The sequence below is a fragment of the Plesiocystis pacifica SIR-1 genome (genome assembly GCF_000170895.1).
Lineage (GTDB): Bacteria > Myxococcota_A > Polyangia > Nannocystales > Nannocystaceae > Plesiocystis > Plesiocystis pacifica.
The window spans coordinates 29,714-43,185 of record NZ_ABCS01000037.1 but is presented as its reverse complement, the minus strand read 5'-3'; the positions used below and the strand labels follow the sequence as shown (position 1 = coordinate 43,185).

General features: G+C 71.3%; 8 protein-coding genes. 4 read left to right on the top strand and 4 right to left on the bottom strand.

Annotated features, from left to right (window positions below; genetic code table 11):
- Window positions 1-12 precede the first annotated feature (12 nt).
- Window positions 13-3,021, top strand: coding sequence for a hypothetical protein (locus PPSIR1_RS19600; protein ID WP_006972866.1), 3,009 nt, complete (start codon window positions 13-15; stop codon window positions 3,019-3,021).
- 327 nt (window positions 3,022-3,348) lie between these two features.
- On the opposite strand, the gene PPSIR1_RS19595 is transcribed toward PPSIR1_RS19600, so the two are convergent.
- A complete protein-coding gene (locus tag PPSIR1_RS19595) occupies window positions 3,349-5,586 on the bottom strand; it encodes a hypothetical protein (protein ID WP_045116351.1) in 2,238 nt (745 codons plus the stop codon).
- A 454-nt stretch (window positions 5,587-6,040) separates the two neighbouring features.
- Between PPSIR1_RS19595 and PPSIR1_RS19585 the strand changes: the two genes are divergently transcribed.
- Window positions 6,041-6,661 carry an alpha-ketoglutarate-dependent dioxygenase AlkB gene (locus tag PPSIR1_RS19585; RefSeq protein ID WP_006972864.1) on the top strand — a complete coding sequence of 207 codons (621 nt, stop codon included), beginning with the start codon at window positions 6,041-6,043 and terminating at the stop codon, window positions 6,659-6,661.
- A gap of 56 nt (window positions 6,662-6,717) precedes the next feature.
- Window positions 6,718-7,728, top strand: a complete 1,011-nt coding sequence (locus PPSIR1_RS43235) for an EF-hand domain-containing protein (protein ID WP_006972863.1) — start codon at window positions 6,718-6,720, stop codon at window positions 7,726-7,728.
- 54 nt (window positions 7,729-7,782) lie between these two features.
- Here PPSIR1_RS43235 and PPSIR1_RS19575 read toward each other — a convergent pair whose 3' ends face one another.
- Genes PPSIR1_RS19575 through PPSIR1_RS19565 form a run of 3 tightly spaced genes read right to left on the bottom strand, consistent with a single transcriptional unit; the run spans window position 7,783 to window position 11,359 of the window.
- On the bottom strand, window positions 7,783-8,403 hold the full coding sequence (locus PPSIR1_RS19575) for an RNA polymerase sigma factor (protein WP_006972862.1): 621 nt from the start codon (window positions 8,401-8,403) through the stop codon (window positions 7,783-7,785).
- A gap of 46 nt (window positions 8,404-8,449) precedes the next feature.
- On the bottom strand, window positions 8,450-8,866 hold the full coding sequence (locus tag PPSIR1_RS19570; protein WP_006972861.1) for a hypothetical protein: 417 nt from the start codon (window positions 8,864-8,866) through the stop codon (window positions 8,450-8,452).
- 57 nt (window positions 8,867-8,923) lie between these two features.
- A complete protein-coding gene (locus PPSIR1_RS19565; protein ID WP_157595733.1) occupies window positions 8,924-11,359 on the bottom strand; it encodes a protein kinase domain-containing protein in 2,436 nt (811 codons plus the stop codon).
- Window positions 11,360-11,562: 203 nt separating this feature from the next.
- Here PPSIR1_RS19565 and PPSIR1_RS19560 point away from each other — a divergent pair, with 203 nt between their 5' ends.
- A complete protein-coding gene (locus tag PPSIR1_RS19560; protein ID WP_006972859.1) occupies window positions 11,563-13,440 on the top strand; it encodes a caspase family protein in 1,878 nt (625 codons plus the stop codon).
- Window positions 13,441-13,472 lie beyond the last annotated feature (32 nt).

Sequence of the window (13,472 nt, the reverse complement as noted above, 5' to 3'; positions counted from 1 at the left end):
TCCAAGGGGGACATGGCGAACAAAGCACAGGTCGAGCCAGCCCCCGAGTCAGCCCCCGCCGCGACGCTCCGCGAGGCGCTGGAGGCCGCGCTGGAGGCCCTCGCCGGTCCCGAGCTCGACCGCGCCGCGGCCCTCGATCACCTGCTCCGGGCCTGGCGCGCGAGCGGGCGTCACCCCGAGCTCGCCGAGCTCGTCGAGGCCCTGTCCGACGAAGCGCTGCGGGCCGTGGACGGGATCCCCGAGGGCCTGGGCAACGACGACTTTCACGCGACCTGGCTCGCTCGCGCCCGGACCATCACGCCCCTGGAGCTGGGCGCGCTCTTGCCCGGGATGCTTCGCGGGCCCCTGGGCAAGGCGATCCGCGCTCGCTTTGATCGCCTGGTGGTCCACGCGGACGACCCCCGAGTGCTGCGCACCTTCGGCGAGATGATCACCGAGCCCCCGGTGATGTCGCAGTCGAATTTTCCGCTGTGGACCCAGCTGTTCGCGGCCGTGGAGGCCCACCCGGATCCGCGCCTGGTCCCGGTGCTGTGGGCGCGCCTCGACCGCCCGCCGGGTCGCTCGCAGTTTTGGCCGCTGTTTTATCAGCGCTGCCTCCAGACCCTGCGCCGGGGTCTGGGCGAGGCGGGGCTCGACAGCCTGACGCCGCCGGGGGAGCTGGCGGGGGCGCTGGGGGCACGCATCGCCGAGCTGTGGGCGGCCGCGCCAGCGAAGGCCACGACCCACGACTCAGGGCCCGACGAAGGGGCGCGGAGCCGGCAGCGGGCGGCCCGGGTCGAGCTGCTGTTCGCGGCGGTCCACGCCGAGCCCGAGCGCGCCGAGCATCGCATGGTGCTCGCCGACCTGCTCGCGGCCGAGGGCGATCCCCGGGGCGAGTTCATCCAGCTCCAGCTGACCCACGCGCGGGCGCGGGCGGCCGGGCGCGAGCCGAGCCCGGCGAGCCTGGCCCGGGAGGCGCGCTTGCTCGCCGAGCACCGCGACGCCTGGCTCGGCCCGCTGATCGAGGTGCTCGAGGAGGCGGTGTTCAGCGAGGGCTTCCTGACCCGGGCGCGGGCCTACTTCGCGGCCGAGACCCAGCGCGGGGTGCTGGCCTCGCCGCAGTGGTCGACGGTCCGGAGCCTCGAGACCGACGACCTGGCGCTGCTTGGAGATCCGCGCCTGCGCGCCCTCGAGCGCGCCGGGGGCTTTGGCGGGGCCGCGCTGGTGGGCTTGATCTGCGGGCAGCCGGGGGACGCGGCGCTGGCCCGGTGCGCGACCTTGGGGCCCGTCGACCTCGGCGCCGACGAGCCCTCGGAGGCCGATCGCGTCCGGGTCCGCGAGGCCTCGGGGGCGCGCCTGCCCGCCCTGCGCCAGCTGTGGATCGCCCACGTCGATCGCAACACGGCGCCGACCCCCGGGGGCTACGCCTGGCTGCTCGACTCGGCCCTGGGTCGACGCCTCGAGCTCTTGCGGATCAGCGCTCACCCCTGGGCCCAGGGCGGCGCCCGGGGGCGGGCGTCGGACGGATTGCTCGAGGGCTGGGTCCGCGCCCTCGAGCGCTGGCCGGCGCTGCGTCGCCTGGAGCTCGAGCTGCGTCGCTGGCCCATGGCCCTCGTGCGCGGCGGCGGCGGAGCGGGCCCGCGCCGCCTGGAGGTGACCTTGAGCGATCCGCGGACGCCCCAGGGGCGAGCGTCCAAGCGCGAGCTCGTCGAGGGTCTGTCCCGGCAGCTGCGTCCCTTCCTCGCGCACTTCGATCACGTCGAGCTGCGCGTGCCCGAGTCCTCGGCGGGGGTGCTCGGCGGGAGCCGGGAGCCGGCCCTGCGCGAAGCCTTGACGGCGCTCGGCTGCACCACGCTGCGGGTCCAGGTGGGCGCCGAGCCGGGCCCCTTCGGGCCTTCGATGCCGGCTTTTCCGCGTTGGCAGGCGCGCTGGCGCGAGGCCGAGGCGCGGCAGCGGTTTCGTCGTCGGCTCGCGCGCAGCCGCCGAGAGCTCGCCGGTGAAGTGCGCCCGCGGGCGTTGGCCAGGCCGGCGGTCCCCGAGCTGGGCGCGGCGGTGCTGCGCCACACCGCCCTCGACGCGGCCGAGGCCGCAGCCGAGTTCGTCCGCCCCAGCTACGACTGCCCCGGCCTCGCCTTCACCCCGCCGCTTGCCAACGACGTCGTCTTGCTCGCGCACCTCGGCGGGCGCGTGTTCGCCTTCGACGCACAGCTGCGCGGGCGCTGGCTGCTCGAGTACGCCCCCAACGAGTGGCCGAGCCTGAGCGCGATGACCATCGACGCCCGCGCTCGCCTGTGGCTGGGCACGGTCGACGGCGCGGTCGCGGCCTGGGACCTCGCCACGGGCCGCGAGCTCGGCTGGGCCCGCTTCCACGCTGGCGCCGTCTCGGCCCTCGCCACCCTCGAGGGCGCGCACGGGGTCGTGCTCGTCAGCGTCGACGAAAAGGGCATCGTGCACGCGTGGCCCACGGGCATGGGCGGGGCCGAGTTCCCGGCGAGCTTGCTCCCGGGCCACAGCTGGAACCTGCGCCTGGCGGTGTCGAGCCTCGCCGTCGATCCCGGCACGGGGGTGGTGTTCGCCGCGACGCGCTCGGGGGAGCTGCACCGCTTGTCGGGCCTCGACCGCCTGGGCGCGGCCTCGGCTGCCCTCGAGCATCGGCGCCTCCCCGGCCAGATGTGGCGCAACGTCGTCGAGGTGCGCTGCGCCCCGAACGGGGACCACCTGCTCGCGACCACGCCGCGGGACGTCGCCGGGTTGTGGGATCCGGAGGCGGGCTACCTGGGCGAGGTGCCCCAGCTGCGTCCAGGCCCGCTGACCTGGCTCGATCACGAGCGGCTCTTGCTCCTGCGCCACGGCCGGCTGTGTGTGCACGACACAGCGTCGGGAGAGGGGAGCGAAGTCGCTCGAGTCTCGGAGCAGGCCGCCATGGTGGTCGCCCTCGATCGTGGCCGCGATCTGGTTGCGACGGCCGGGCCGACGGGGGTGACCCTGACCTCGGCGACGGGGTGGGAGCTGCTGGCGTCCTTCCTGCCCGAGCCCAACTAGAGCGCGCCCGCGTCCTGAAATGAGCTGGCGGGATGCGTCGCCAAGCCAGCCCATCGGGTCCGACCCGCGAGCCTCTCGTTCGCCTGTCTCTCGAGCTTCGGCGATTCAAAGGCAGCAAACGCGAATCCACGCCCCCCTTCGCCACATCCACGATTCAAAGGCAGCAAACGCGAATCCACGCCCCCCTCCGCCACGTCCACGATTCAAGGCAGCAAACGCGAATCCACGCCCCCGCTTGCGGGGGCGACCACCAGCCTTCTCCCAGGCACGAACCCCATTGCCGACCAAGCCAAAGCGGAGGAGCGGAGCGACGAAGCGCCCCCGGTCCTAGCCGACTGTGGGGGCAGAACAAAGCAGGACGCGCTCGAGGATGGCAAGCTGGGCGCACAGCCCCTCGAGCTCGGCCTGGGACAGGGCGAGGCCGCGGTCGCGGGCGTCGGCGAGCTGACGGCCCACGGCGCACAGCTCTGCGCTCGCTGCATCGCCGGGCTCGAGGGCGCGGAGCTGATCTTCGAGGGACTCGAGGAGCGCGTCCAGGCGGGGAGAGAGCGCGTCCCAGGCGAGGCGCAGCTTCAGGCGCTGGCTGGCGATGGCCGCGATGGCGGCGTGGCGCTCGGGTTGGCCGCGCCGCCAGCCCCGGACGCGCAAGCGGCCACGCCACGCGGACACGGCGATCCACCGGATCCCGCGGAGCATGACCGGGGTGGCGATCAGGCCGAGGGCCACGAGCGGCCCGACGAGCATCCCGAGATCGATGAACTCGACGGAGCCCAGGTCGTCCGTACCGAGGAGGGCGAGGGCGGGGACGACGAAGGCGAGGGCGGTGAGCACCAGAGGGTGCAGCGCAACGTCGACGCACACGCGCAGCTTGTGGCGCTGGCTCTCGGCCCGCCACCGCGTCGAGGTGGGGCGCGGGAGGGCAGGGGAGGGCGGGAGCGCGAGGGCGAGGCTGCGCCGGGCTGACCAGCGCGCGATCACGGTGCCGGCCCACGCGAGCACCGGGGCCGCGGCGATCAGCCAGCCCAGGGCCTCGACGAGGTGGCTGCGCTCGGGCAGCACGCGGCAGTGGTCGACCCCTGGCACGCACAGCGTGACGGCCCAGCCCTCGGCGCGGACGAGGGTCCAGGCCGCGAAGCCCACGCCGAGCACGGCGAGGCAGCCAATGGCGAGCTCGAGGCGCCGCGAGGTCTGGCTCAGCTCGAGGTCCGAGGGCGAGCGACCGCCGCGGAGCCACTCGAGGCCCGTGGACACCAAGGACGCCGAGCGCTGGGCCCGATAGGGGGTCTTGGCCTGCCGCCCCTGGGCGAGGGCGATGAAGCGGCGCAGCTGGTGGTAGAGGGTCCGGCGGGTCTGGGGCGCGATGCGTTGCCCGGGCTCCCACACGTCGAAGAGCTGGCAGTACAGGCGCCGGGCGTCGAGGTGGAGGCGCTCGAGGCTCGCGCGCTCGTCCGCGTCGAGGGCGTCGGCGAAGTGGGGGAGCTGCTCGAGGGCCTGGGCGAAGGGCTCGTCGAGGCCGCGCTCGAGCAGGTTCGCGCTGCGCTCGAGGTGGGCGAGGAGCAGGCTGAGGACAGAGTCGGGCCTCGCGCTGGGGTCGGCCTCCATGTCCGCGAGCAGCTTGCGGGTGCGTCGACGCAGGACCAGCGCGGCGAGGGTGCCGAGCGCGACGACGGCGGCCAGCAGCTCGACGCCCGCGAAGGAGTCGAGCACGACCTCCTCGGGCGGCATCCCGGTGCGAAAGGCCTCGACCAGGACCATCGAGGCGAGGACGCCGAGGACGACCAGCGGCAGGCGCCAGGCGAGGGCGCGCCGGTGCATGCGGTGGCCCTGGGCGGTGGCGGCCGGGTCGGCGCTCATCGCTGACAGCCCGCCAGCGGGGACGCGCACGGGCTCGACCGGGGGGAGGTCGGTGGGCAGCTCGGGGATGCGATCGAGGACCCGCAGGCTCAGCTCGACGACCACCATGCCCACGATCGGCGCGGCGGCGAGCAAGCCGAGCTCGGCGATGCCCGAGAGCGCGGCGGCGGACAGGCCGAAGGTCGCGGCGAAGCCCATGAGCAGCGCGCCGAGGCCCCAGGCCAGGGACAGGCGCCAGACTCGGCCGCGGACGCGCTCGCCCTCTCGCCGGCGCTCGGACAGCGCGAGGGCGTGGGCCTGGAGCAGGAAGATCAGCCCCAGCCAGCTCGGCGTCAGGTAGCCGCGGCGCGCCCAAAACTGCGGGACGACGCAGTCGGGGTGCGTGCTGTGATCGACGGCGATGAACCACAGCCAGTCGAGGGCCTCTTTTTGGGCGGCGAGCAGGGCGAACACGAAGGCGGCGCCGCCCAGGCCGAGCCCCAGGGCGCTGACCAGGACGCGTCGGTCGGCCCGGCGGGCGAGGCCGACGGGGAGCGCGAACGCGGCGAGGACGGCGAACGCGACGAAGGCCGTGCTGGGGGCCAGGAAGCCGTCGGAGACGCGGTACTCCAAGCCGCGCAGGATCCACACCATCGCAGGCGCGACGAGCAACCAGGCGCAGCGGTGGAGCCTCGCGGCGAGCTCCCTCGCGGGCCGCTCGACCGTCTCCAAGTCCGAATCTGAATCCGAGAGAGAGGCGGGAGGGCCGGAGGGAGCCGCGTCGTGGGAACGCACGGACAGGCCAACGGGGGAGGGCGAGCTTTGATCTAGCGCGGAGCCGGGCTTTTTGGGCATGGCGTCAACCCGCCGCCGGGTCTGTCTGAGTCGTGGACGTGGGGCAGGGAGGGCGTGGCGTCGTCCACGACGGCTAAAATAGACAGAGACTGTGAACTCGTTCTCAGTCTCTGAGGGAAGATCGTCGCCGAGCCCCCGATGAAAACATCTTTTGCCAATGTGGGATTTGAACCCACGTCTTTTCGATTACGAGTCGAACGCTCTACCAAACTGAGCTAACGAGCTTGCGTCTTCGATCCGCGTGGGGCTCGGCCTGCTCGGAGTAGCACGGCCGCGGCCGCGAGCAAGGCGTTGCTGGAGGAACCCTCGCGGCTATGCTCGCGGGTCCGCCATGCCCGAGACCGCCGCGTTTGACCCCGCCTCTCCGCCCTGGCTCCGCTGGCCGACCCGGGCCCTCGACGAGACCCACGCCGTCCACCTCGGGCGCTTGCCGGACACGCTGGCCCTGGACTTCGAGACCCTGTGGGCGCTGCACCCCGAGCGCTTCCACCGGATCTCGATCATGGGTCGGGAGACCGCGGTGCCGCGCTGGTCCCGGGCCTACGGCGCCGACTACCACTACTCGGGTCGGACCGACGTGGCCCTGCCCGTGCCCGAGGCCTTCGCGGGGGTGCTCGGGTGGGCGCGCGGGCACATCGACCCGCGCCTCAACGGCTTGCTGCTCAACTGGTACGAGGGCGCGCGCAAGCACTACATCGGCAAGCACCGCGACAGCACGACGGGGATGGTCGACGGGAGCCCGATCGTGACCGTGTCCCTCGGCGCGGCCCGACCCTTTCGCATGCGGCCCTACAAGCGCGCCGGGGCCTTCGTCGACGTCGAGGCCACGGACCGCTCGGTGCTGCTGATCCCCTGGGCGACCAACGCGACCTGGACCCACGAGGTGCCACACCGTGCCGCGGGAGGCCGGCGCATCTCCATCACCCTGCGGGCGTTCTCGGGACCTGGCTAAATTCGCGCAGGTGCGCGATCGATTCGCGGAGGCCGTGGAACCTACGGAGCAGAGCCATGAAGAAGTTCGCCGTGACCGCCCTCGCCTGCCTGCTCCTCCCCGCCCTCGCTGGCTGTGACGAGGGCCAGGACGACTTCGACGACCTCGCCGAGGGGGCCTCCGAGATGGGGGAGGACGAGGAAGGGGACGAGCAAAACGGTCCCGAGGAGACTCGGGAGGAGGCCGGCGAGGGCGAGGAAGCCGGCGAGAGCGCCGGCCAGGGCGAGGAGCCGCCGCCCCAAGAGCCCACCGGCGAGGCCTGCGACCTCTTCGGCACCCCCGTCGAGGAGTGCAGCGACGGGACCTTCGCCTACTGCTCGAACTACTCCGACGGGCCCACGCAGTTCGGCCCTTGCCTCGCCGCCGAGGAGATCGAGTGCTCGCCCGGCGAGCACAAGGACCTCGGCCCGCACTCGGACGAGTGGGAGCAAGAGGTCTGCGGCAACCGCTACGCCATCTGCGAGGTCTGGGAGGGCGAGCCCGAGTGGCGCGAGCAGTACTGCAACACGCCCCTGGTGCTCAGCTTCGACCAGGCGAGCGTCGAGTTCATCGAGGCCGAGGCGACCCCCGCCGCGAGCTTCGACATCACCATGCAGGACGAGGCCTGCCTGAGCACGGACTGGCCCACGGCCGCGACGCCCTGGCTGGCCCTCGACCGCGACGGCAACGGCAGCATCGACGGCGGCGACGAGCTGTTCGGCTCGGGCACGCGGCTGCGGGGCTCCTCGGACCACGCCCGCAACGGCTTCGCCGCCCTCGCCGAGCTCGACGCCAACGGCGACGGCCTGGTCGACGCCCGCGACCCTCGCTTTGGCGAGCTGTTGCTGTGGCGGGACCACGACGCTGACCGCCGCTCGGCTCCGGGCGAGCTGGAGCCCCTGTCCTCGGCCGGTGTCCAGGCGCTGCCCGTGAGCTCGGCCAAGGACGCCGAGTGCGACGCGCGGGGCAACTGCGCAGCGCTGGGCGGCCTGTTCGAGAGCCGCGCTGGCGTGGGCCAGGTGGTCGACGTCTACCTCGGTTGCCAGTGAGCCGGAGCGCGTGAGCCCGAGTCCGTGAGCTCGCCGCGAGATGGGTCCGCCCCCTCAATCGCGGCGCTTGCCCTTGAGGACAGCCTCGCGCGCGCGTTCCAGCCGCTCTTCCAAGATGGCGTCTGACCAGTCTGAGGAGTCCTCGCCGAGCAGCGCCACGAAGGCCTGGAGCAGGGCCCGGCGGGCGCTCGACATCCGCGACTTGACCGTGCCGACCTTCAGCTCGAAGAGCTCGGCGAGCTCGGCCATCGACAGCCCGTGGAAGTAGTGGCACTCGAGCAGGTCCTGCTGGCGCAGGGGAATCTGCTGCATCGCGTCGAGCAGGAGCTGCAGGCGCTCGTCGTTCTCGACGCACAAGGACGCGAAGTTGCGGCCCCCGAGGGCGTACTGGCTGTCGTGAAACTCGTCGAAGTTGCCCTTGGCGCGGTAGGTCTCGAGCACGACGTTGCGGGCGATGCGGAGCAGGTAGGTCCGGACGGAGCTGCGCCCTTCGAAGCGCTCGAGGGCCTCGACCATGCGCAGGAAGACCTCCTGGATGAGGTCCTCGATCTGCCGGTGCGGCACGCGGGCCAAGAAGTAGACGCGCAGGGTGTTGAAGTGACGGGCGAGCAGCTCGCTGCCCGCCTCCCCGTCGCCCTCTCGCCAGCGCTCGAGCAGTCGAAAGTCCGTGTCCACCACCGCAGCTGTAGCACGGTGGTGGACACAGACCCAGGCGTTGCGATCAGCCGCGGGGGCGGTCGGGCTGGGCATCGGGGGGCGTGACCTTGATGTGGATGCTGCGGGTCTTGGTCGTCGGCGGCGAGGCGCCGTCGGTGGCGGTGATCTCGAGGGTCTGCTCCGAGCTCATCGGCCCAAAGTCGTAGTAGGCGTGGTCGCTTCCGCGCGACCAGGTCACCGAGCCGCTGCCGGGGTCGTGCTCGACGGAGATGGTCCAGGTCGTCCCGGAGTCGCTGAAGTCGAGGACGCGCACCTGGACCACGCCGGCGGGGTCGTCGAGGTCGTCGTGCTCACCGTGGAGGGTCTGCCCGTAGTTGGCGAGGCTGTCGGTGCGGTGCAGGAGCTGGAGATCGCTGGAGCCGTCGAGGCTGCCGTCGAGGTTGATGGGGTCTTCTTGGCTGACTTCGAGAGGGGTGGTCATGATTTGTTCTCTTTGGAGGTGGTGTGAATGGGGGTGGAGGTGTCATGCAGGTCAAGGTCAGGGGGAAGGTTGTGGGGGGTCCTCGGCTCGCAGCTGGGCGACGATTCCATCGAGTTGAGTGAGCTGCTCCTCGCTCAGCTCAGTCCTGGCGTGCTCGTAGGCCGGTCCAAACTCACCGAGCAGGGCATGGGCGACGGCGACCAGGAACCAGCCCTTGGCGCGGGTCTGCGGGGTGGCGGCGTGGGTCTGGGGATCCAGGAGCATTTGCTCGAGCGCGTCGCGGCTTTGGGCGAGCACCTTGGGTCGAGTGGGACTTTCGGCCATCTCGACCGCTAGCAGACAAGCCCCCGCGGCCACCTGAAGGTCGTGCTCTTTGTCCTTTTGCGCAGACTCGAGGTACTTCCGAGCTTCGCCTGGAGAGCCCTTTTTGTTGTTGTGCAGGACGCAACCCAGAGCGACGAGGGCCTCGGGGTCGTCGGGCTCGAGAGTGAGGGCGGAGCGGTAGGCGTCTATGGCCCGCTCGCCCCGGCCTTGGCGATCCCAGACATGGCCCAGGTTGACGAGTCCGGCGACGAGCTGGCTCTGGGCGCTTTGGATGTCGCTGCGCAGCGTTAGGACCAGGGTGCTGGTGATGACGCGCAGCTGGAGGCGCTCAGCCTCCTCGTAGGCCCCGTGGTCGCGAGCGAGGAGTGCGGCGAGTTCGTCCCGAGTTGCCTGGCGATGGTCTCCCCAACCCACACGCGCGGCTGCAAGGAGGTCGTCGGTGATGCGCAGTTCGGCCTCGGCGTGCTCGTAGTCGTTCAAGCGCATGAGCGCGGTCTTTAGTGCGCCGAGCTGTGCCTCGAGGGCGCGGGGGATGTCGCCCACGCGAAATGCGTGGTGTCGCGCCTCGAGAAAGGTCTCGACTACGTGCTCGTAGTCTGGGCCGATGAGGGTCTCTGCGGAGGCGCAGCGGAGCCCGAACTCGGCGAGGTCCGCATGGCTCAGCACGAGGCCCTCATGTGCGTTGTCAAAGTCGAGGCAGCTGCTGACGATTTTGGCGTAGCGCTCGTCGAACTCGAGTGGCTCGAACTCCGATTCGAGGACCTCGAGAAATTCCTTGCTGAGCGGAGCTCGAGGGACGCTGTCGAGATCGACCTCGAACTGCGCGAGCTGCTCCTCGAGCGCCTCGCTGGGCGCCTCGCCCTCCTCGACAGCTCGGTTTAGGAGGTGTTTGAGCTTTCGCTGAAGCGCGGCTGCATGCTGTTTACCGGCGAGATCGTCGGTTGCGCAAGCGTGCTGGGTTCGAGCCAATGTCCGATGGATCTTCGTGTCGAGGTTGCCGGCGAGGGGCGTGTACTCGAGGGCGGAGAGGGGATACTGCTCGCGCAGCTCGGTGGCCCCCTCGAACTCGTCACAGACCTCATCGGGCGGGCGCTGGACATAGGCCGTGAGCGCCGATCCAAGCGCAGCCGCAGTGAGGCCAAGGAACATCATCCATCGCCGACGCCGACGCGCGCGCGGCCGCTCGAGATAGTCCTCGAGCGCCTTCACGAGCGTCGCCATGTCCGGGTGACGCTGATCCGGATCCACAGCCAACCCCGTCGCCAACAACTTGCGCAAGCGCGGGTCGAGCTCGGCCCCGCCCAGCGGACCGGCGACGATCGCCCGGAGCAGGGCGTTCGTGGAGGCCCCCGCGAACGGCCGCGCGCCACACAGCGCCTCCCACAGCGCGACACAAAAGCTGAACTGGTCCGAGCGAGCGTCCGTGGCCCTCCCGCGCAGCTGCTCCGGAGGCGAGTAGACCCGCGTCCCGAGCACCTCGCCCGATCGCGTCAAACGGCTCTCCGTCCCCTCATGCTCCGGGTCGAGCGCGGACGCATCGGCGCCCGACTCGGCGAGGGCGAGGGGCTCCCCGAGCACGTGGGCGAGGCCAAAGTCGCCGACCTTCGCCTTGCCCTCGGGCGTGATGAGCACGTTGTCCGGCTTGAAGTCGCGGTGGATGATGTCGCGCTCGTGGGCCGCGATGAGCCCGTGGCCCGCCTCGACGTAGAGGCGCAGGCGCTCCGCGACGCTCAGCTCGCTGGCCTGAAGCTCGCGCAGGGTGGGGCCCTCGACGAGCTCCATGACCAGGTAGACGAGCCCGCGATGGATGCCGACGTCGTGGACGGTGACCACGTGATCGTGGGCGAGCTTGGCCAAGACCTGGGCCTCACGCCGCAGCCGCTCGCGCAAGACCTCGACGTCGGCGCCCGGGAGCGGGGCGATCTGCTTGAGCGCGACGGGGCGATCGAGCTCGGGGTCGTGGGCGCGGTAGACCTGGCCCATCCCGCCTCGGGCGATGGAGTCGCGCAGCTCGTAGCGACCGATCCGCTCGGGCCCGTCGCTGCGCCGCATGCCCAGGCGGACCCGAATTCGCTCGAACATCGCCTGGTCCTCGATGGCCAGGTCGGCGACGGCGCTGGGAACGGTGCCGTCAAAGTCCTCATCTCCATATCCTTCGTCGGTGGCCATGGCGTCCTGGCCATGGTCGCCGAACAATCGGGCGTAGCGAGGCCCGACGGTCTTTGCGGATTTGGGTTTCCCCGACATTCATCGCTACCGTGCGGCTCCGACATGGGTGGATTGAGCCCGGGTCGAATAATTGTGGTGAACATGCTCACGTCAAAGCGGCGAACCCACGCAAACCGGCGCTCCATGGCATACACAGAGTGACCATGAAGTACGCGCTCTTGGTTGGGGTGTCAGACACCGATCCCGCCGAGCCCTTCGACGCGACCCCGAGCCTCGCCGCGATGGAGTCGCTGTTGACCGGGCTCGGAGGCTGGTCCGTCACTCGGATCGAAGGCTCGGAGGCTGATCGTAGCGGCATCCTGGCGGCTCTGGACCGGCTCGAGGCCGTGGCGGAAGAAGCCGACGCGGTGTTGTTCTACTTCTTTGGCCACGGCGGCGTCGTCGAGCTCGAGGATCAGCGGCCGCCGCTCGGAGGTCGCCCCGTCTTCTATGTCGTCGCCGCGCGCAAACGCGCGCAGTGGTGCTTTACGGGAATTCTCGACGTGGAGCTGTCGATGGCATTGGCGCGAATCGAGCGTCGATGCGCCAACGTCAGCGCGATCATCGATAGTTGCTATTCGGCGCAAATCGTGCGTGGGCCCGTCCGAAAAGTGCCGAAGTCGCCCGATTGGGTCCATGCGCTCGCCGCCAAGCAGGAGCCCGCGCGGGCTCAGGCGCTCTTGCATCCAATCAGCCATCCACACATTCCGCGTCTGTGCGCCGCCTCTTCGTTGCGCTACGGGTTTGGTGACGCCGTGCCGGGAGGGAACCTCGGCCGGCTGACGAGCTTGGTCTGTGAGCTCGTGGGAGAGGTCGGAGAGGTCGAGCGGCTGACCTGGGCCGCGCTCGCGGATCGGGTCCGCGAGCGCGCGATCTGGCGCCTGGGTTGCGAAGAGCAGTGGGTCAGCCTCGCGGGTCCGAGTCACCGCTACCTGTTCTCGACGCGGAGCTCGAAGCTGCGGGGAACGGTCGGCTTCGTGCCGCACGCCGACGCGAAGGGACAGCCGCTGCCTTCCAGCCACGGCGGATGGATCCGCGCGGGGCTGCTCCAGGGCGTCGAGATGGGCGATCGTTGGGCCCTCGTCGATGCGCTGGTCGACGGCCGCGGCGAGGCGCAGCGTCTGGCTCGGTTGCGCGTCGTGGCGCTGGACCTCAACCGGGCGCGCCTGGAGCCCGAGGGAGCTGGGGAGGCGTCGGTGGGGTCGAGCGCAGTGTTGCTGGAGGCCGCGCGGCGGGACCCGGTGGCCTGCGAGGATCCCGAGCTGAGCGCGCGCTTGGCCCAGTCGCCGTGGCTGCGCCCCGCCGCGGAGGGCGAGGAGTCGAAGGCCGTGGTCTGCGTCGAGGCCGACGGCGCTCTCGGGCTGAGCTGCGCCTGGGCGGCCTTCGCTGGGCTGCGCGTGCAGGCGGACGCCGAGGGACGGGGCGAGGCGCTGGAGCGTCTCGAAGATTGGGCCCGGGCCCGACGCCTGACTCAGCTGGGTGCGTATGTGGACGAGCCGAGGGCCCGCGCGCGGTTGAGCGTGGCGCCTTCTCCCCGCGCGCGCGCGCGTCCGCTGCGGGGCGATGTACGGCTGCGCGCGGGGACGTGGCTGAGCGCGCGGGTGGAGAGCCTCGCAAAGGCGCAGGGCCTGTTCGTCAGCGTGGTCGTCATCGACGGACGAGGCCGCGCGCGCCTGCTCGACGACGCCGAGCCCGACGGGATCGAGCTGCTGCCCGGGGAGAGGCGCCTCTTTGGTGTTCACCCTGGCCGCGGGCGAGGGGGGTTCGCGCTGAGCTGGCCGGGGGGGACGGACCCGTCGGCGTCGCTGCCCCTGTACGTCGTGGTCCTGGCGAGCCGTCGACCCATCCCGCTGCGACACCTGATCCCGAGCCGGCTCGACCTCGGCATCCCCGACGATCGGCCGCGCCGACGGCGGGCGGTGTCTCGGGCCATTCGCGCGTCTCCGCGACCGAAGACGGGACCCGAGGTGACGCGGGATTGGAGCGTCGAGGTGCTCGAGTTCAGCCTCGACCATTCGGGGGACTCCAGCTCGAATGTGTGAGTTGGCTTGTGTTCGAAACCTGCAAATGCGGT

Coding starts and splice junctions, on each gene's coding strand:
- PPSIR1_RS19585 (WP_006972864.1), top strand. CDS start 6,041: ATGCCCGAGACCGCCGCGTTTGACCCCGCCTCTCCGCCCTGGCTCCGC.
- PPSIR1_RS43235 (WP_006972863.1), top strand. CDS start 6,718: ATGAAGAAGTTCGCCGTGACCGCCCTCGCCTGCCTGCTCCTCCCCGCC.
- PPSIR1_RS19560 (WP_006972859.1), top strand. CDS start 11,563: ATGAAGTACGCGCTCTTGGTTGGGGTGTCAGACACCGATCCCGCCGAG.
- PPSIR1_RS19570 (WP_006972861.1), bottom strand. CDS start 8,866: ATGACCACCCCTCTCGAAGTCAGCCAAGAAGACCCCATCAACCTCGAC.
- PPSIR1_RS19565 (WP_157595733.1), bottom strand. CDS start 11,359: ATGGCCACCGACGAAGGATATGGAGATGAGGACTTTGACGGCACCGTT.
- PPSIR1_RS19600 (WP_006972866.1), top strand. CDS start 13: ATGGCGAACAAAGCACAGGTCGAGCCAGCCCCCGAGTCAGCCCCCGCC.